The sequence below is a fragment of the Neptunicoccus sediminis genome, assembly GCF_001719615.1.
Lineage (GTDB): Bacteria > Pseudomonadota > Alphaproteobacteria > Rhodobacterales > Rhodobacteraceae > Amylibacter > Amylibacter sediminis.
This window is the reverse complement of sequence record NZ_MDVX01000001.1, coordinates 326220-344513: the sequence shown is the minus strand read 5'-3', so window position 1 is coordinate 344513 and position 18294 is coordinate 326220. Positions and strand designations below refer to the sequence as shown.

Sequence of the window (18294 nt, the reverse complement as noted above, 5' to 3'; positions counted from 1 at the left end):
TTGCTTTAATTGCTCGGCAGGCTGTGCGCCTCTGCGCCCCACAGGGCGCGGATGCGCTGGTCCCGCCCGCAGGCATCGCGGTATCTTTTGTAAGCATCCTTGCGCGTGATCAATCCGAACCGCGTTAAGACTTTCTTGGAACTTTTGTAATAGTCCTGATGATAGTCTTCAGCGGGGTAAAACGCCGGGGCTTTCAAAATGGGCGTGACGATACGTTGACCCAGTGCAGCTTCAGCTCTGGCCTTTGATGTGCGCGCAGTCTTTTCTTGCGCGGCGCTGACTGGGAATATTGCGGTGCGATAACTGTCGCCCCGATCACAAAACTGCCCCCCCGCATCCGTCGGATCGACGGAGCGCCAGAATTTATGCAGCAGACTGGCATAGCTGATTTTGGCAGGGTCAAACCGGATCAGCACAGCTTCGTAATGGCCGGTTCCCCCTTTGGACACAGTTTTGTAATCCGCCTTATCCGCAGGCCCACCGATGTATCCGGTTCGGGCGTCAAACACGCCGGGAAGCGATTCAAAATCGGATTCCACGCACCAGAAACATCCCCCCGCAAAAATCGCATCCTCTGCCAGAGCCGCCTTAACCGGCAGAATTCCTGCAAGAAAAGTCAGCGCGATCAGGCGCAAAAATTGCGTGGCATGGACCATGGAACAACAGTTCTTTCGCTTTAAGGGTTTTATTGTTACTGCGCATTCACACGTTCACTTACAATTAACAACTCGGTGATAAATGTGACTTCTAAAGACAAACCGTTGAAGATCGCCATGTGGTCCGGCCCGCGAAACCTGTCCACTGCGATGATGTACGCCTTTGCCCAGCGCCCAGACACAGAGGTTTGGGACGAACCCTTTTACGCTGCCTATCTAAAGGCAACGGGCCTTGATCATCCAATGGGCGCCGAGATTCTGGCTGCCGGTGAACAAGATGCCAATGCGGTGATCGAAGCCTGCACAAGAGCCGGCCCCCAAGGAAAGCCGGTGTTCTATCAAAAGCATATGACCCAGCATATGATCCAAGGGGTGGATCGCAGTTGGATCAAGGAAATGACCAATGTGTTTCTGATCCGTCATCCCGCGCGGGTGTTAGCCTCTTATGACAAAAAGCGGGGCAATCCGACGCTGGACGACATCGGCTTTCGCCAACAGGCAGAACTGATTGATCTGGTCAATGCAGACGGCAGCGCCCCGCCGATCGTGATCGACAGCGCGGACATTCGCGAAAACCCCGACAAAATGCTCCGGCTGCTTTGCCAGCGTCTCGGGATACCGTTTGAACCGGCAATGTTGTCATGGGCAAAAGGTGGCAATCCGCAGGACGGGGTCTGGGCGCCGCACTGGTACGGCGCGGTCTGGAACAGCACAGGCTTTGCCGGCGCAGAAGGCCCGTTGCCGGAGGTTTCTGACAATCTGAAGCCGGTTTTGAAACAGGCGCTTGCGATCTATGAACGGATCGCTCCGTTGAAACTGAACTCTTGAAATTGTGCTGAAAAAAATGCCGGAGCATGGAGCCCCGGCATTAATACTATTAGTTTTTAGCGGTTGTTCCGCGCTGCAAGCAACTTCAGACGCAGTGCATTAATCTTGATAAAGCCGGCCGCATCCGCCTGATCATAGGCACCCGCATCATCTTCGAAGGTCACGTGCTGTTCGGAATACAGGCTGTCGTTGGACCACCGCGCCACTGTATTGACGGATCCTTTGAACAGTTTCACCCGCACAACGCCATTCACGAAAGTCTGGCTCTGATCGATCAGCGCCTGCAACATTTCCCGTTCAGGGCTGAACCAGTACCCGTTGTAGATCAGCTCCGCGTACTTTGGCATCAACTCATCCTTAAGATGGGCTGCACCCCGGTCGAGCGTGATCGATTCAATCCCGCGGTGCGCTTCCAGCATGATGGTCCCACCCGGTGTTTCATAAACGCCGCGGGATTTCATCCCGACATACCGGCCTTCCACAAGATCAAGCCGGCCGACACCGTGCTTGCCACCCAATTCGTTCAAAGCAGTCAGCATTTCAGCAGGCGATTTCTCTTCGCCGTTCAACGCAACCGGATCACCTTTTTTATAGGTAATCTCCACAAATTCCGGCGTGTCCGGCGCATCTTCGGGGTTAACCGTGCGCTGGTAGACATAGTCTGGTGCTTCCTGTGCAGGATCTTCTAGAACCTTTCCTTCCGAAGAGGTGTGCAGCAGGTTCGCATCCACAGAGAAAGGCGCTTCCCCGCGCTTGTCTTTGGCGATCGGAATCTGGTTTTCTTCGGCAAATGCCAGCAGTTTGGTCCGGCTGGACAGGTCCCATTCCCGCCATGGTGCGATCACCTTGATGTCAGGGTTCAGCGCGTAGGCAGAAAGTTCGAAACGCACCTGATCGTTACCTTTACCCGTCGCCCCGTGGGCCACGGCATCCGCGCCGGTTTCCTTAGCGATTTCAACAAGTCGTTTGGAAATCAGAGGGCGGGCGATGGACGTGCCAAGCAGGTACAGACCTTCATAGACCGCATTTGCGCGGAACATGGGGAAGACGAAATCGCGGACGAATTCTTCGCGGACATCTTCAATGAAGATATTTTCCGGCTTGATTCCCAGCAGCTCGGCTTTCTTGCGGGCGGGGTCAAGCTCTTCACCCTGTCCCAAATCCGCAGTGAAAGTCACTACTTCGCAGTCGTACTCTGTCTGCAACCATTTCAAAATGATCGAAGTATCCAGCCCGCCAGAATACGCCAGAACTACTTTTTTCGGTGCCGCCATCGAGCCGTCTCCTAAATAACGTGAATTTTTCTCGCATCTATTTGGTTTTTTTGCTCTCGACAAGGGGACATAGTGTCCGCACCATGGGGGCTGTACGCTCTACAACCCCATAAAACACCGGAAATTCATAGCGATGATACTAAATTCTTACAGTTTCGGTGATGAGACCGGCATCCCCCTTGTCATTGTTCACGGCCTGTTCGGATCGGCACGAAACTGGCACAGTCTGGCGCGTAATTTAGCAAGAGATCATTGGGTCGTTTCGGTGGATCTGCGTAATCATGGCAAAAGCGGTTGGAGTGATTCGAACAGCTATTACGATTTGGCGGCAGATCTTGGCGAAACCATTGACGCGCTTGGCGGAAAAGCGACGGTTTTGGGGCATTCAATGGGTGGCAAGACCGCCATGACGCTCGCCGCAACCGCGCCTGAAAAGATCGAGCGCCTTATCGTAGCTGACATTGCGCCTGTGACATATACCCACGATCAGTCAGACAACATTGCGATCATGCAAGAATTGCCGCTGAGTGAGTTTACCCGACGGTCAGAAGCCCAGACCTGGCTTCAACAAAGAACGGAGGATCCCTCGCTGGCGGCGTTCTTTTCCCAAAGCCTGGAGTTCCAAGACGGGCAGGCACGCTGGCTCTTGAACCATGAAGCTTTGGCCGCCCACATGGCAGATATTGTAGGATTTCCGGATATTGATTTCTGCTTTGAAAGGCCGACCCTTGCCATTCGGGGTGGTGCTTCGGATTACGTTGATGCAAACGGGCAGTCTGAACTGGAGAAAAAATTTCCCCAACTGACTCTTTCAACAATTCCGCAAGCCGGACACTGGCTACATGCGGAAAAGCCGAAAGAGTTTCTGACCATTGTGAAAGATTTCCTATCCTGAAGGAAATCAGGAACCAGATTAAAAACATAAGCGACCGTCCTGGCACATCACAATTGCGCCGTGGAATGTGCCGAAAATTCTGCCAGAAACAACTGCTTGGACCCTTCATAAATTTTTGCCACAGCTGCGGTTGATACATCAGAAATTTGACCGTTCTGCGCCTTCAACTCCCCCTGTGCACAATTTTCTGCAAAAGCTTCAAACCCTACGTTGGACGCGCAGCCCTTAAGAAAGTGGAGCATCGCACCAATTTTTTCGGTGTCGTCGGGCGGCATCGCCTGCAAATCCTTTATCGCCTCCTCGACTTCGGCAAGGAACAAGGCAATGACTGCGCCGATATCTTCCGGGCCCACGTCCTGCTCCAACTGCCTGACCTGCGCCCAATTGATCATCCATTGTTACCTTTCGCGAAACCGAATCTCTGACCCAATAACAGCCAGAAAATCTGAATTTTCCGTTAAATACTGCCATGAAAAAAATCGGGACGTGTAGACGATTTCTTAAAGGTTTCCCACGAATCTGGTCTTGATCAGTCAAAGGTCCAAACGTGAAAAATGCGAAACCTAAACAGGACATGCCGTCAAAGCTCATGCATCGGATTGGGGAAGAACCGCTGCGCATTCTCGTCGTGGACGACAGTCATCTGCAACGGAGGATTGTTGCGCTTAGCCTGCAGAAATGGGGGTATATCGTACAAGAGGCGTCTAGCGGGGTTGAGGCTTTGGAGATCTGCAAAAGCCAGCCGATCGATTTGGTGTTGAGCGATTGGATGATGCCGGAAATGGACGGACTGGAATTCTGTAGGGAATTCCGTCGTTTAGAGAGGGAAAGCTACGGTTATTTCATCCTTCTTACGTCCAAGAACGAAAAGAATGATGTCGCGAAGGGGCTGGACATCGGAGCGGATGATTTCCTCTCCAAGCCCGTGAACACCGCTGAACTAAAGGCACGTATCCGCGCGGGGGAGCGTGTATTGAATATCGAGCAAACACTTATCGCACAGAATGCCGCTCTTGCGAATACTCTTGATGAACTCCAGATCCTTTACGAAGGCATCAACAAAGACCTGATGGAAGCGGAAAAACTGCAGAAATCCCTGATTCCGCCTCCCTACAGAAAGGGAAACTATGGCGAGATGGCGGTTCTGTTTGAGCCCAGCAGTCACGTGGGCGGCGATCTAGTCGGGTTTTTCAATTTCACTGATACGCGGTTAGGACTCTATTCGATCGACGTTTCGGGACACGGGGTGTCTTCCGCCCTGCTTACGGCGCGACTGGCTGGATACCTCAGTGCGCACAATCGCGATCAGAATGTTGCGTTTGAGCACATCGGGGACGGACAATACCGACAACGGTCGCCGGCCGATATTGCCGCATCTCTCAACCAGCTCATGATCGAAGAAATGACGACAGAGCTTTATTTTACGATGGTTTTTGCCGATCTGGATCTGGCCACCGGCAAGGTCGAAATGGTTCAGGCGGGCCATCCCCACCCAATCCTTTGCAAAAACGTGCAGGGTGCCCGCTTTCTGGGTCAAGGCGGACCTCCGATCGGGCTGTTACCGGATATGGCGTATGAGACACTTGTGTTCACGATGTGTCCCGGGGACCGATTATTATTGTATTCCGATGGACTTACGGAGTGTCAGAATTTTAACGGGGACTTGTTGGATGATGCAAACCTTTTGCACATCATCGAGGCCCACGCATCAAGCACGGGTGCGGAATTTCTGTCCGATCTGACGTGGGAACTGACGCAGTTTGCGCAGGGCAGACCGTTCGCAGATGATTTATCCGCAATCATGTTTGAATTTACCAATTACGGCGCAGCGGATGTCCCAATGACCAACGAAAGGAGACATATTCAGACCCATAAAACACTCGACGGTTAGACCCGACAGACACGCCGGACAAAAGCCCGGTCCCCGCTATTGCTGAGCATGTCTATTGCCTCTCGTGGGCTCATCCAGAGGACTTCGTGCTCCGGTTCCGTTGGCGGACCGATGCGCAGCGCCGCAGTGCAGGTATAGATGTGACAGACCTTGCGCGCCCAAATCCTGTATTCCGGCATATAGGTATACCGCTGGTACGCCCCTATGCGACGGGGGTTGGTGATGTGAAAGCCTGTTTCCTCATAAACCTCGCGGTGCAAGGCTTGCAGGGGCGTTTCGCCCGGATCGATGCCGCCACCCGGCAATTGAATCTCGGGAAATTCTGCGTTTTGCAGGGTCAACATCAGGTCGCTTCCGTCCGCGATGATACCATAAGCACCCGCCCGCTGGGTATAAGACACCCCGTTCCGTTTCGGCTCTCCGAAGCGTCTCATATCTGTTCCCTCAAAGAATTTACCGGCCCGCAGGGGCGCTGCATTTGCACTTATCCGAAAACAACACTATTTCCACGCAGTAACAAGGATAAGAACCATGCACACTGAAAAAGACACCAAACGGTGGGATGACGTCATCCTGCCATTCCAACTGGACCGCGCCGATGTGCGGGGCCGTGTCGCGCGGCTTGACTCTACTCTGGATCAGATCCTGCGCCAGCATGATTATCCGGCGGTGGTTTCGGGCCAGGTTGCGGAAGCTGCTCTTTTAACGGCTCTGATTGGACAGACCATTGATTTGCGATGGAAACTTTCCATCCAGATCCGCGGCGACGGCCCATTGCGCATCATCGCGACGGACTATTTTGCCCCGAAGAGCGAGGCCGAACCGGCCAGAATTCGCGCGTATGCCAGCTTTGATGCCGATGCAATCGAGGCAAGCTCGCTCGCCCCGTTTGAACTGCTCGGCAAGGGCATGTTTGCGATCCTGATAGATCAAGGCAAAGGCACCCAACCCTATCAGGGAATCACCCCGCTGACCGGCGGCTCTCTGGCGGCCTGTGCGGAAAACTACTTTGCCCACTCCGAACAGCTGCCAACCCGTTTTGTCACCTCGGCGGCGCAGGAACTCGGTCAGACCGAAGGCCCCGCGTGGCGCGCAGGCGGCATTATGCTGCAACATATGCCCAAAGCCTCGCCTTTTGTGAAAGCGAGTGACGAGCCAACCGACGCCGAACCGGCCCCGCCAGCCGACGCAAATGACGATGATGACGAAAACTGGAACCGCGCGTCGATTCTGCTGGATTCGGTCGAAGAAATGGAATTGATCGGCCCCCATGTCGGCCAGCAACAGCTTTTGCGGCGGCTGTTTCATGAAGAGACGCCACGGGTTTTCCCTGCCCAGCCGGTAGAATTCGGCTGTACCTGCGGAGAGGACAAAGTGCGTCAAACAATGTCGATTTATTCGGCCAAGGACATCCAGAAAATGACCGCTGAAAACGGCATGGTCACAGCGGATTGCCAGTTCTGCGGCGCCCATTACGAGCTGCCACCCGAGACACTGGGGAAAGACGCGCCGGATGCCCCTTGAAGGCGATCAACGGAATCACAGTGATGTGCTGGCGCGGATTTCAACCGCGCTGGCAACCGCCTCTACACGGGACGGGTCGTCGGATTTTGACCTGAACAACGACGGGGCAGATGCGTCGTGGAACTTCCGCCCCGCTGCGGTGCTGGTGCCGATCATACCGGCGCCCGAGGGTCCGAAACTGGTTCTGACCAAGCGCGCGGCCCATTTGAAACACCATCCGGGGCAGGTCTCTTTTCCCGGTGGCAAGGTCGAAACCAGCGATAATTCGGTTGAGGACGCCGCCCTGCGGGAAGCTTTTGAAGAAATCGGACTCAGCCGCAAACACGCGCGGTTGATCGGGCGGTTGCCCTGCCACAAGACTGTGACCGGCTTTGAGGTGCATCCGGTGGTCGCGGAAATTTCCACCGATTTTGCATCCCTATCCGACCCCGGCGAGGTTGAAGAAGTGTTTCAGGTGCCGCTGGATCATGTTCTCAATCCTGCAAATTATTTCATCGAAGGCCGCATCTGGATGGGCAAGCCACGACATTATTACGTGGTGCCTTATGGCCCGTATTACATCTGGGGCGCGACCGCGCGGATGTTGCGTTTGCTGGCCGAAACTGTCGGGCAGGATGGCCATGCAGATCACGGCTGACTGGTTGCGCGACAGCGCATCCCAAGCCTTGCTGGGCGCGCTGACGGAACGGGGCTTCCAAGCCTATTTCGTCGGGGGATGCGTGCGCAACGCCCTGTTACATGCGCCGGTGTCCGATCTTGATGTCGCCACCTCTGCCCTGCCTGAAGACGTGCAAAAAATTATGGAAACCAAAGGCTTCCGCAGCGTTCCGACAGGGATAGATCACGGCACGGTCACGGTATTGATCGGTGATCACGGCTTTGAAGTCACCAGTTTTCGCAAGGATGTGGAAACCTTCGGGCGCCGAGCTGTCGTCGCCTTTTCAACCGATATTAAGGATGATGCGCGGCGGCGGGATTTCACCATGAACGCGCTTTATGCAGGGGCGGACGGGCGCATTGTTGATCCACTCAACGGGTTGCCCGACCTTATGGCGCAACGCTTGCGGTTTATTGAGGATGCAGATCGCCGCATCAAGGAAGACTACCTGCGCATCCTGCGGTATTTCCGGTTTTTTGCGTGGTACGGCGATCAAACTGCCGGCCTCGACCCCGAGGCTCTGGCTGCGATCAGCGATAATCTGGACGGTCTGGACACTTTGTCCAAAGAGCGGATTGGCGCGGAGATGCGCAAGCTGTTGCTGGCCGAAACGCCGGAAATGGCGCTCTGCGCGATGGAGCAAACCGGCGTATTGGGGCGTATTCTGCCCGGCGCGACCACGCGCAGTTTTGCGCCGCTGGTGCATCTGGAACAACAACTTGACCTGCCTGCCGACTGGTTGCGCCGTCTGCTGGTATTGGGCGGCGACGGTCTGAAAGCTGCGCTGCGGCTGAGCAATGCAGATGCGGCGCGGGTCAGGCAATTTCGTCAGGCTAATGATCAGGCGCTATCCCCGAAGGTCGCCGCCTATCGGTTCGGGCGGGACACCGGTCTTGATCTGGCACTGGTGCAGGCGGCGAGTCTTGGCGTGTCTGTCGATCCGGCGATTGTTGCGCAGGTCGATGAGGGGGCGCAGGCCCTATTTCCTGTGGCCGCCAAAGACTTGCAAGGTTTTGAAGGTAAGGCGCTCGGCGATAAACTGCGCGAATTGGAAAGTGCGTGGATCGAATCCGGTTTCACCCGCTCCAAAGCTGATTTATTGAGCGGGCGACCCTGACGCCGCAGCCGACAGATCCCTTTCGGCGGGCAGTGTTTTTCTATAAGGCAACGGCATGACAGAACTTACGATTGATACATTGGGCAGCCAGGGCGACGGTGTTGGAACGCTGGACGGGACCGAGATTTTTGCCGCCTACACTGCCCCCGGCGAAAGGGTCAGTGGTGATCTGGCGGGCGACCGTCTGGAGAACCTGCGCATTCTGGAACCGGCCCCCATCCGCATCAAAGCCCCCTGCCGTCACTTCAAAACCTGCGGCGGCTGCGCGACCCAGCACATTCGCGGTGATTTCCTAGCAGAATGGAAACGGGGGATCGTTGATACGGCACTGAAACGTCAAGGGATAGAAGCCAGCTTTCGCGAGACTGTGACCAGTCCGCCCAATTCGCGGCGGCGTGCGGTGTTTACCGGCAAACGAACCAAATCGGGTGCGATGCTCGGCTTTCATGCCCGAAGCTCTGATCAATTGGTGGCGATTGAAACCTGTACGCTGCTTGAACCTGAAATCATGAACGGTTTTGACGGGTTAAAGGCTCTGGTGCAACTGGCTGCCACCCGCAAGGGCGCGGTGCGCCTGTCTGTATCCACCAGCCTTGGCGGGTTGGATGTGGATCTGACAGAGGCGAAACCGATGGACACCTCCACCCTGCAGGATGTGGTAAAAATCGCCCATGACAACGGGTTTGCCCGCGTGTTCTGGAACGGTGATATTGTGCTGGAACGCCAGCCGGCCCAGCAGGACTTTGGCGGTGCGCTTGTCACCCCGCCCAATGGCGCCTTTCTACAAGCCACGGCCCACGGAGAGGCCGCGCTTTGGGATGCGGTGGATGAAATCACCGGCAAGAGCAAATCCGTGCTCGACCTGTTTGCCGGTTGTGGCACGTTTTCCCTGCCACTGGCCCGCAAAGCCGAGGTGGTTGCGATTGAATCAAGCCAACCGATGCTGGATGCGATGGATCGGGGGTGGCGTCATGCAACCGGCCTGAAAAAGCTGCGCACGGTCCAGCGGGATCTGTTCCGCAACCCGCTGCTTTCGGATGAGTTCAAAGCCTATGACGCCGTTGTCATGGACCCGCCCCGCGCTGGCGCGAAAGAACAGACCCGACACATCGCTGACAGCGGTGTGGGTAAACTGGCCTTTGTGTCCTGCAACCCTGCAACATTCGCCCGCGATGCCCGCACGCTGCTGGACGGCGGCTTCACGCTGGAGTGGGTGCAGGTTGTGGACCAGTTTTTGTGGTCCGGACACTGCGAATTGGTCGCGCATTTCACACGCCGTTAACACTGGTTTCCCCAGTTCAGAGCCCCTATAAATCCGCTATGAATATTTCTACGCAGCCACATGCCAAAGGCGATTTTCGCGCCAGACTGACACAATGGGTGGAATCCCCGCAGGTACGGTATTTCGTACTGGCCGTGATCATGGTGAACGCGATCGTTCTGGGTCTGGAAACGTCTGAAACGGTCAAACAGATGTCGGGCGGTCTGTTAGCTGTGATTGACGGCATTTGTCTGGCCATTTTCGTGGTAGAGCTGCTGGTAAAGCTGGTCGCTTATGGGTGGCGCTTTTTTCTCAAACCGTGGAATATCTTTGATTTTCTGGTGGTTGGCGTATCGCTTGCACCGGGCAGCGGCGGGCTTTCTGTGCTGCGGGCCTTGCGTATTCTGCGGGTGTTGCGGGTCATTTCCTTTGCCCCCAGCCTGCGTCGTGTGGTCGAAGGCTTTGTCTCTGCCCTGCCGGGGATGGCCTCGGTTTTCTTGCTGATGACCATCATTTTTTATATCGGCTCGGTGATGGCCACCAAGCTGTTCGGCGCTACGTTTCCTGACTGGTTTGGCACGCTGGGGCGCTCTGCCTATTCTTTGTTCCAGATCATGACGCTGGAAAGCTGGTCGATGGGGATCGTGCGCCCTGTGATGCAGGTTTACCCTTACGCTTGGGCGTTTTTCGTTCCCTTCATCATGGTGACAACCTTTGCTGTAGTGAACCTGCTGGTGGGTCTGATCGTGAACTCCATGCAGGACGCCCACCTTGCCGAAGATGCCGAGGCGACGGGCGCCTATCGTGATGACGTGGTGGCCCGACTGGACGAGATCAGCGCAAGACTGGCGCGGCTGGAAAAATAACCCAAGGCGCAGCCCGCGTCAGGCGCGGGCTTTGCTGATCTGTGAAATCCCCAAAACATCCAGTACTTTCGCCTCAATCTGGGGCGCGTTCATTCCGGCTGTTTCATACATGCGGGCGGGGCTGCTCTGGTCGATGAAGGTATCGGGCAGCACCATAGAGCGGAACTTCAGCCCCGTATCAAAGACGCCACTCTCGGCCAAGAACTGCGCCACATGAGAGCCAAAACCCCCTACTGCGCCTTCTTCAATAGTGATCAGGGCTTCGTGGTTGGCGGCAAGATCACGGATCAAATCCTCATCCAGCGGTTTGGCAAAACGGGCATCTGCGATGGTCGGGGTGATCCCCTTGCGCGCCAGCGAGATCGCTGCCTGTTCGCATTCCTGCAAACGGGTGCCAAAGGACAGAAATGCAACGCGGCTGCCGTCCTGAATGATGCGACCTTTGCCGATTTCCAGCGGAACGCCAACCTCTGGCAGGTCAACGCCGACCCCTTCGCCCCGCGGGAAACGGAACGCGCTGGGGCGGTCATTGATGCTGGCAGCCGTGGCGACCATATGGACGAGCTCGGCCTCATCTGCGGCGGCCATCACGACAAAATCCGGCAGATTGGCAAGAAACCCGATGTCAAAGCTGCCCGCATGGGTCGCCCCGTCCGCACCGACCAGTCCGGCGCGGTCGATGGCAAAACGGACCGGCAGACGCTGGATTGCCACATCGTGGACCACCTGATCGTAGCCCCGTTGCAAAAAGGTGGAATAGAGCGCGCAGAACGGTTTTAGCCCGCCCGCCGCCATGCCTGCACAAAAGGTAACAGCGTGTTGTTCGGCAATGCCCACATCAAAGCAGCGCGATCCGAAACGGGCGGCGAATTTATCCAGCCCTGTCCCATCCGGCATGGCAGCTGTGACGGCGACAACCTTACTGTCTTTCTCTGCCTCTGCAATCAGGCTCTGCGCGAAGACCGAGGTGTAACTGGGTGCATTTGAAGGCGTTTTCTTCTGTTTGCCCGAAATAACATCGAATTTTGCAACCCCGTGGTATTTGTCCGAAGACTCTTCCGCCGGTGCATACCCCTTGCCTTTTTGCGTCAGCACATGGATCAGCATCGGCCCGGTGGCCCGCTGTTTTACGGTTCGCAAAACGGCCAGAAGCTGTTCCATATCGTGTCCGTCAATCGGCCCCACGTAGGAAAAGCCGAGCTGTTCGAACAGGGTGCCGCCAACGGTCATGTGTTTGACCATATCCTTGGCCCGTTTCGCCCCGTCCTGAAATGGTTCGGGCAGCAGGGAAATCGCGCTTTTGGCGGCGGATTTGAATTCCTGAAACGGTTCACCGGCATAGAGTTTCGACAAATAGGACGACATCGCGCCCACTGGCGGTGCGATGGACATTTCATTGTCGTTCAGAATGACAATCAGACGCTTTTTCAGATGGCCCGCGTTGTTCATCGCCTCGTAAGCCATGCCAGCGGACATGGCACCGTCCCCGATCACGGCAATTGCATCGCCCAACCCGTGTTCCGGTGCGCCGCCCAGATCACGCGCTACGGCAAAGCCCAGCGCGGCAGAAATAGAGGTGGAACTGTGGGCCGCGCCAAAGGGATCAAAGGCGCTTTCGCTGCGTTTGGTGAAACCGGACAGGCCGTTTTCCTGCCGCAGCGTGCGGATACGATCCCGCCGTCCTGTCAGGATTTTATGGGGGTAGCACTGGTGGCTGACATCCCAGATCAGACGGTCCTTTGGCGTGTCAAACACCGCGTGAATCGCTGTGGTCAGCTCTACGACGCCCAACCCCGCGCCAAGATGCCCGCCGGTTTCGGATACGGCAGAAATGGTTTCCGCACGCAATTCGTCCGCCACCTGACGCAATTCTTTATCAGAAAAACGTTTCAGGTCTTCGGGGGCATTTACCTGATCCAGCAGGGGTGTGTTGGGTCTGTCGCTCACAAGGGGTTCCTTCTGGGGCCGTTTTATCACGAATTGCGGCTTATGACGAATTGCGCCACTTGTCGCAACGGTTCGGCACGGGATTCATAGACGGAAAGGGCATCACAGGCCTGATCTACCAATGATCTGGCCTGCTGTTGCGCGGCTTCAAGTCCGAGGATGGAAACAAAAGTGGCTTTGCCCGCTTCGGCATCCTTTTGCAGACGTTTTCCGGCGAGCTTGGCATCCCCGATCACATCCAGCACATCATCCTGTATCTGAAAGGCACGGCCGAGCGCGGCGGAATATGCGGCCAGCGGGCCTGCATCTTCCTGCGCCAGTGTCGCGCCGGAACAGGCCGACCATTCGATCAACGCACCGGTTTTATTGGCCTGCAATTCGGTGATCTGATCCAGTGTTAAAGGCGTATCCGCGCTCTCGGCGGCAATATCCTGCACCTGCCCCAGAACCATACCATTTGCGCCGGAGGCCCGCGCCAGATCAGCCACCAGTTTGATCCGCACCGAGGCATTGGCCGAGGTCAGCGGATCGGCCAGAATTTCAAAAGCCAGCGTTTGCAGGGCATCTCCGGCCAGAACTGCGGTGGCTTCGTCCCATTGAACGTGGACGGTTGGCTTGCCACGGCGCAGGTCGTCGTCATCCATGCAGGGCAGATCGTCATGCACCAGTGAATAAGCGTGCATGGCCTCTATCGCCGCTGCTGTATTCACCACATCCAGCCCGAACAAGGCGGCAGATTCCACCGCAAGATAGGCCCGCAGCCGCTTGCCCCCGTTCAGGGCGGCGTGATGCATCGGCGCGGCAATCGGATTGGTGGCAACCGGCGGCAGCAGATCGCGCAGCGCCTGTTCCGTGGCCGCCGCAATGCGGGCCAGCCTGTGTTCAAAACGTTCCACGGAAATCTAACCCTCGAAAGGCTTCAGACCAGCAGGACTGCCATCCGCACCTAGGGTAATCTGGGCGATTTTCTCTTCCGCTTCTTTCAGCTTCACCGCGCAATGCTTTTTCAGCTCTGCACCGCGATCATAAAGCTTGATGCTTTCTTCCAGCGCAACCTGACTGCTTTCCAACTGTCCAACGACCTTTTCCAGCTCCGCCATTGCGGTTTCAAAACTCATTTCGGAAATCGGTGTATCCGCCATTAGGTCTGCTCCATCAAAACGCCAACATGGGCTGCAACGGATGCAGCCAGCGCCTGCAAATCATATCCACCCTCCAAAGTCGAGACCACACGTCCCTGACAGCTTTGTCGGGCGAAATCACACAAGGCGCGGGTGGCCCAAGCGAAATCTTCTTCGGTAAAGTTCAAATTGGCCAGCGGATCACGGGCATGGGCGTCAAATCCGGCGGAGATAAAGATCATCTCCGGCTGGTGCTGATGAAGCGCCGGCAGGATTTCCTGCGCGAAAGCGTCGCGCAGATCCGACCCGTCAGCGTGAGGGGCCAGAGGCACATTCACCACATTACCCGAAGCGCCGGTTTCGGACGCCGCACCCGTGCCGGGGTAAAGCGGCATCTGATGGGTAGAGGCGAACAGGATACGCGGATCATCCCAGACCAGATCCTGTGTGCCATTGCCGTGATGCACATCGAAATCCACGATCGCCACACGGGACAAACCATGCCGTTCCAACGCGTGTTTTGCGCCGATCACCACATTCCCGAAAAAACAGAACCCCATAGCCTGCTGCTGTTCTGCGTGATGGCCGGGCGGTCGTGTGGCGCAAAAGGCGTTTTGCACCTGCCCCGACAGAACCATATCCACGGCTTGTACATTCGCCCCGACCGCACGAAAGGCTGCTTGCAAACTGCCCGGTGACAAGGATGTATCGCCGTCAATAAACTGAAAGCCGCTTTCAGGTGAGGCCGCCTTAATCGCGGACAGATGGGCCGCAGGATGGGCCAGCAATATGTCCTCATCGGTGCAAAGCGGCGCTTCAATCCGCATCAGGCCATCAAATTCCGGCGCGGAGATACGTTGGTGAATGGCCTCTAACCGGGCCACGGATTCAGGGTGCCCTTTGGGGTTGTGGTGCGACAGGCAATCGCTGTGGGTCAGAAAAGCGGTGGTCATTGAACCCTCCTCCGGTCCGTCGGGGCAGATATTTTAATCGGGGGCCAGCATGTACCCCGCACCACGCACGGTTTGCAGATAGCGTGGCGACTTCGGGTCTGCCTCTATCTTGCGGCGCAGGCGGGTGATCTGCACATCCACGGCCCGTTCCTGCGCATGATCGCTGTCGCGGCCCAGATCCTCTACCAGCTTGCTGCGACTGATAGGGGAATGGGGGTTGGCGGAGAAAATCCGCATCAGCGTGCTTTCGGTGGCGGTTAGCCGGATCAGCGTATCGCCTTCCCACAACTCGCCGCGGATCACATCGTAACGCACCGGCCCGAGTTGCAGGGTTTTCGGCGCTTCTACAACAGCCTGTTCCACCGGCACGCGGCGCAGGATCGCATTGATCCGCAGGACCAGTTCTTTGGGCTCAAACGGTTTGGTCAGATAATCATCCGCACCCGCCTCTAACCCCATGATCCGCTCGCTCGATTCTCCTTTGGCCGTCAGCAACAGGATCGGCGTTGTCAGGGTTTCGCGCAGGCTGCGGGTCAGGGTCAGACCGTCCTCGCCCGGCATCATCACATCCAGCACGATCAGATCGAAATCCAGTCCGGCAAGCAAGCGGCGGGCATGGGCGGCATCCCGTGCTGCTGTCACCCAATAGCCGTTACGGGACAGAAATTTTTGCAACAGCGTGCGGATACGCTCGTCATCATCAACGATAAGAATATGAGCGTCTGACAGGGGTTCATTCATGCAAGATCAGTCCTTTACCAACTTCTTAACATGCTGGCGCATGGACGGGTCCATAATATTTTCGAGAACTTTCCGAAAACCGTGCACCGCATCCGGTCCGGCCTCTTTATAGGCCGCACGCAGGCGTTTCCGCTGGGTCGAAGACAGATCCGATTCCAGCGCCTGCCCCGCAGCGGTCAGGTATAGATGCCGCTCCCGCCGGTCGCGCACGCCGACCTTGCTTTCCACCAGACCGTCATCAATCAACTGACGCAATACGCGGTTCAGAGACTGTTTTGTAACGCCCAGAATATCCAACAACGCATTCACGGTTGTGCCGGGGCGCCGGTGAATAAAATGGATCGCACGATGATGGGCGCGCCCGTAAGTATAGTTTTCAAGGATACGGTCCGGATCGGACGTGAAATTGCGATAGGCAAAGAACAGCAGTTCAATGCCCTGCAAAAGCTGGTCATCGGTCAGAAAAAGCAGGTTTTCCCCGCCGGGTTGCAAACGATCCTGCATGGTTGATATTTCATCCGATCACAAATTTTACCGCTACCCGCCAATTTATGTCAGTCTTGTTGACTTTCCAAGAATCAAATGATAGCAAATTTCGACTTTGGCGTAATTTTATGTCTTATTTCTACGTCAACACGCAATTAATGCAAAATACACAGCTTCTGGTGGAGGAAATACAATGGCCGGCGCTTACGATGATCGTGATGGTTCTATTTGGCTGGACGGAAAACTTGTCCCCTGGCGGGAGGCAAATGTCCACATTCTGACCCACGCCTTGCACTATGCTTCCTCTGTTTTTGAAGGCGAGCGGGCCTATAATGGCAAGATCTTCAAAAGCCGCGAACATTCCGAGCGGCTGCTGTTTTCCGGCAAGGAACTGGACATCCCGATCCCCTACACCGTCGATGAAATCGAAGCGGCCAAATATGAAACGCTGGAAGCCAGCGGCCTGAAAGACGCCTATGTGCGGGCTGTCTGCTGGCGCGGTTCAGGGGATGACATGGGCGTCGCCTCTGCCAAAAACCCTGTCCGGATGGCCATCGCGGTTTGGGAATGGGGCGCCTATTACGGCGATGCCAAAATGGTTGGCGCCAAGCTGGATATTTCCCGCTGGAAGCGTCCGTCCCCTGAAACCATCCCCTGCTTTGCCAAAGCCGCCGGTCTTTATATGATCTGCACAATGGCAAAACACGAAGCCGAGGCCAAAGGCTGTTCGGATGCGATGATGTTCGACCACCGCGGCTATGTGGCCGAGGCAACAGGCGCGAACATCTTCTTTGTGAAAGACGGCGTGGTTCACACCCCGAAACCCGACTGTTTCCTGAATGGCCTGACCCGTCAGACCGTCATCGGTATGCTGAAGGATCGCGGCGTTGAGGTGGTAGAGCGTCACATCATGGCAGAAGAGCTCGACGGGTTCGAGCAATGCTGGCTGACCGGCACCGCCGCAGAGGTCACACCTGTTGGCCAGATCGGTGAACACACATTTGAAGTAGGCGAACTGACTCGCAGTATTTCGGAAGAATACGAAAAACTGGTCCGCAGCTGATTTAGCCCTACCTGTTCTCGCTTGAGACTACTCGGTCGCTCTGATACCCTTATCGTATCTCAGCGCCCGAGGAAGAGTGGCGTATATTCGGAGGACATCGTTCTGGTTGAACGTGTTGGGCCCCAAGCGGCCGAAAAAGAAGAAAACATTCCAGCAATGTCGATGCTGGATCTGGTTCTGAACTCGCTGCAAGGCGACAAGGCCGAAGACATCGTGACACTGGATCTGGCCGGAAAATCTTCCGTTGCCGATCACATGGTTGTGGCTTCAGGCCGCTCAACCCGTCAAGTTGTCTCTATGGCTGAAAAGCTGTCAGAGCGCCTGAAGCAAAATAAAGGCGTTAATCCGCGGATCGAAGGCAAAGCTGCGGGAGACTGGGTTCTGATCGACGCGGGGGACGTGATCGTTCATCTGTTCCGCCCCGAAGTGCGTGAGTTCTACCAGCTGGAAAAAATGTGGCAGCCCGTAGCGGAAGACGCGGAATAAGCCTTTGATGCGGCTGCATATCATTGCTGTCGGGCGCTTGCGTAAGGGGCCCGAACTGGCGTTGATTTCCGATTACCTTGACCGTTTTAACAAATCGGGCCGCGCTTTGGGGCTCGGTCCTGTAAACGTGATTGAGGTTGAGGATAAAAAGAACGCAGGCATGGCCGCCGAAGCAGATCTGTTGCGAAAGGCCATCCCCAAAGGCGCATTAACCATGATCATGGACGAGCGGGGCAAATTGCTCAGCTCGGTGGATTTTTCGGACAAGCTCGGCCAGTGGCGCGACACCGGAACGCAGGATCTGGCGATCCTGATTGGCGGGGCGGACGGGCTGGCGCCGGATTTGCGGGCCGATGCTGATTTTGCGCTGTCGTTCGGAAAAATGGTTTGGCCTCATATGCTGGTGCGCGTCATGTTAAGCGAACAACTTTACCGCGCAGCCTCGATCCTGGGGAATGCGCCCTACCATCGGGCCTGATCCGCCGAATCCCGCGGGCAAACTTGCCATTCAGAACGATCGCCGCTAT

21 protein-coding genes are annotated in these 18294 nt (G+C 56.1%); 11 read left to right on the top strand and 10 right to left on the bottom strand.

Annotated features, from left to right (window positions below):
- Positions 1-5: 5 nt before the first annotated feature.
- On the bottom strand, positions 6-656 hold the full coding sequence (gene msrA, locus BFV97_RS01640; protein ID WP_069298567.1) for a peptide-methionine (S)-S-oxide reductase MsrA: 651 nt from the start codon (positions 654-656) through the stop codon (positions 6-8).
- 105 nt (positions 657-761) lie between these two features.
- Between msrA and BFV97_RS01635 the strand changes: the two genes are divergently transcribed.
- Entirely contained in the window at positions 762-1484 is a 723-nt protein-coding gene (locus BFV97_RS01635) for a sulfotransferase-like domain-containing protein (protein WP_069298566.1), read from the top strand.
- 56 nt (positions 1485-1540) lie between these two features.
- Here BFV97_RS01635 and BFV97_RS01630 read toward each other — a convergent pair whose 3' ends face one another.
- Entirely contained in the window at positions 1541-2758 is a 1218-nt protein-coding gene (locus BFV97_RS01630; RefSeq protein ID WP_069298565.1) for an argininosuccinate synthase, read from the bottom strand.
- A gap of 133 nt (positions 2759-2891) precedes the next feature.
- Here BFV97_RS01630 and BFV97_RS01625 point away from each other — a divergent pair, with 133 nt between their 5' ends.
- Entirely contained in the window at positions 2892-3653 is a 762-nt protein-coding gene (locus tag BFV97_RS01625) for an alpha/beta fold hydrolase (protein ID WP_245667525.1), read from the top strand.
- A 47-nt stretch (positions 3654-3700) separates the two neighbouring features.
- On the opposite strand, the gene BFV97_RS01620 is transcribed toward BFV97_RS01625, so the two are convergent.
- The gene (locus BFV97_RS01620) at positions 3701-4045 is read right to left on the bottom strand and encodes an Hpt domain-containing protein (protein ID WP_069298564.1); all 345 of its coding nucleotides are present in this window, start codon (positions 4043-4045) and stop codon (positions 3701-3703) included.
- A gap of 155 nt (positions 4046-4200) precedes the next feature.
- Between BFV97_RS01620 and BFV97_RS01615 the strand changes: the two genes are divergently transcribed.
- On the top strand, positions 4201-5544 hold the full coding sequence (locus BFV97_RS01615) for a PP2C family protein-serine/threonine phosphatase (protein ID WP_245667524.1): 1344 nt from the start codon (positions 4201-4203) through the stop codon (positions 5542-5544).
- Here the strand turns inward: BFV97_RS01615 and BFV97_RS01610 are convergent.
- Positions 5541-5978: an NUDIX hydrolase gene (locus BFV97_RS01610; protein WP_069298562.1), complete on the bottom strand. Its 438-nt coding sequence runs from the start codon at positions 5976-5978 to the stop codon at positions 5541-5543. The two genes, BFV97_RS01615 and BFV97_RS01610, sit on opposite strands and share 4 nt — an antisense overlap.
- 97 nt (positions 5979-6075) lie before the next feature.
- Between BFV97_RS01610 and hslO the strand changes: the two genes are divergently transcribed.
- From hslO to BFV97_RS01585, 5 genes are read left to right on the top strand one after another with little or no spacing between them, the layout of a single operon-like run.
- Positions 6076-7068: an Hsp33 family molecular chaperone HslO gene (hslO, locus tag BFV97_RS01605; protein WP_069298561.1), complete on the top strand. Its 993-nt coding sequence runs from the start codon at positions 6076-6078 to the stop codon at positions 7066-7068.
- Positions 7058-7705: a CoA pyrophosphatase gene (locus BFV97_RS01600; RefSeq protein WP_069298560.1), complete on the top strand. Its 648-nt coding sequence runs from the start codon at positions 7058-7060 to the stop codon at positions 7703-7705. The genes hslO and BFV97_RS01600 overlap by 11 nt, the downstream gene beginning before the upstream one ends.
- The gene (locus BFV97_RS01595) at positions 7689-8843 is read left to right on the top strand and encodes a CCA tRNA nucleotidyltransferase (protein ID WP_069298559.1); all 1155 of its coding nucleotides are present in this window, start codon (positions 7689-7691) and stop codon (positions 8841-8843) included. The genes BFV97_RS01600 and BFV97_RS01595 overlap by 17 nt, the downstream gene beginning before the upstream one ends.
- 55 nt (positions 8844-8898) lie before the next feature.
- Complete coding sequence (locus BFV97_RS01590) at positions 8899-10125, top strand: class I SAM-dependent RNA methyltransferase (protein ID WP_069298558.1); 1227 nt, start codon at positions 8899-8901, stop codon at positions 10123-10125.
- Positions 10126-10163: 38 nt separating this feature from the next.
- Positions 10164-10970 (top strand): ion transporter, encoded by an 807-nt coding sequence (locus BFV97_RS01585; RefSeq protein ID WP_083225451.1) that lies wholly within the window; start codon positions 10164-10166, stop codon positions 10968-10970.
- An 18-nt stretch (positions 10971-10988) separates the two neighbouring features.
- Here BFV97_RS01585 and dxs read toward each other — a convergent pair whose 3' ends face one another.
- From dxs to BFV97_RS01555, 6 genes are read right to left on the bottom strand one after another with little or no spacing between them, the layout of a single operon-like run.
- Positions 10989-12917 carry a 1-deoxy-D-xylulose-5-phosphate synthase gene (gene dxs / locus BFV97_RS01580; RefSeq protein ID WP_069298557.1) on the bottom strand — a complete coding sequence of 643 codons (1929 nt, stop codon included), beginning with the start codon at positions 12915-12917 and terminating at the stop codon, positions 10989-10991.
- Between the two features lie 26 nt (positions 12918-12943).
- Positions 12944-13813 carry a polyprenyl synthetase family protein gene (locus BFV97_RS01575; RefSeq protein ID WP_425412251.1) on the bottom strand — a complete coding sequence of 290 codons (870 nt, stop codon included), beginning with the start codon at positions 13811-13813 and terminating at the stop codon, positions 12944-12946.
- 6 nt (positions 13814-13819) lie between these two features.
- Positions 13820-14059: an exodeoxyribonuclease VII small subunit gene (locus BFV97_RS01570; RefSeq protein ID WP_069298556.1), complete on the bottom strand. Its 240-nt coding sequence runs from the start codon at positions 14057-14059 to the stop codon at positions 13820-13822.
- The gene (locus tag BFV97_RS01565; RefSeq protein ID WP_069298555.1) at positions 14059-14991 is read right to left on the bottom strand and encodes a histone deacetylase family protein; all 933 of its coding nucleotides are present in this window, start codon (positions 14989-14991) and stop codon (positions 14059-14061) included. The genes BFV97_RS01570 and BFV97_RS01565 overlap by 1 nt, the downstream gene beginning before the upstream one ends.
- A gap of 33 nt (positions 14992-15024) precedes the next feature.
- A complete protein-coding gene (locus tag BFV97_RS01560; protein WP_069298554.1) occupies positions 15025-15732 on the bottom strand; it encodes a response regulator in 708 nt (235 codons plus the stop codon).
- Between the two features lie 6 nt (positions 15733-15738).
- On the bottom strand, positions 15739-16236 hold the full coding sequence (locus tag BFV97_RS01555; RefSeq protein WP_069298553.1) for a MarR family winged helix-turn-helix transcriptional regulator: 498 nt from the start codon (positions 16234-16236) through the stop codon (positions 15739-15741).
- A gap of 175 nt (positions 16237-16411) precedes the next feature.
- On the opposite strand from BFV97_RS01555, the gene BFV97_RS01550 reads away from it, so the two are divergent.
- The 3 genes from BFV97_RS01550 to rlmH all read left to right on the top strand — a co-directional run bounded on the left by BFV97_RS01550 (position 16412) and on the right by rlmH (position 18245).
- Positions 16412-17281, top strand: coding sequence for a branched-chain amino acid aminotransferase (locus tag BFV97_RS01550; protein WP_069298552.1), 870 nt, complete (start codon positions 16412-16414; stop codon positions 17279-17281).
- 156 nt (positions 17282-17437) lie between these two features.
- The gene (gene rsfS, locus BFV97_RS01545; protein WP_069298551.1) at positions 17438-17767 is read left to right on the top strand and encodes a ribosome silencing factor; all 330 of its coding nucleotides are present in this window, start codon (positions 17438-17440) and stop codon (positions 17765-17767) included.
- Positions 17768-17774: 7 nt separating this feature from the next.
- On the top strand, positions 17775-18245 hold the full coding sequence (gene rlmH, locus BFV97_RS01540) for a 23S rRNA (pseudouridine(1915)-N(3))-methyltransferase RlmH (RefSeq protein ID WP_069298550.1): 471 nt from the start codon (positions 17775-17777) through the stop codon (positions 18243-18245).
- The last annotated feature ends 49 nt before the right edge of the window (positions 18246-18294 follow it).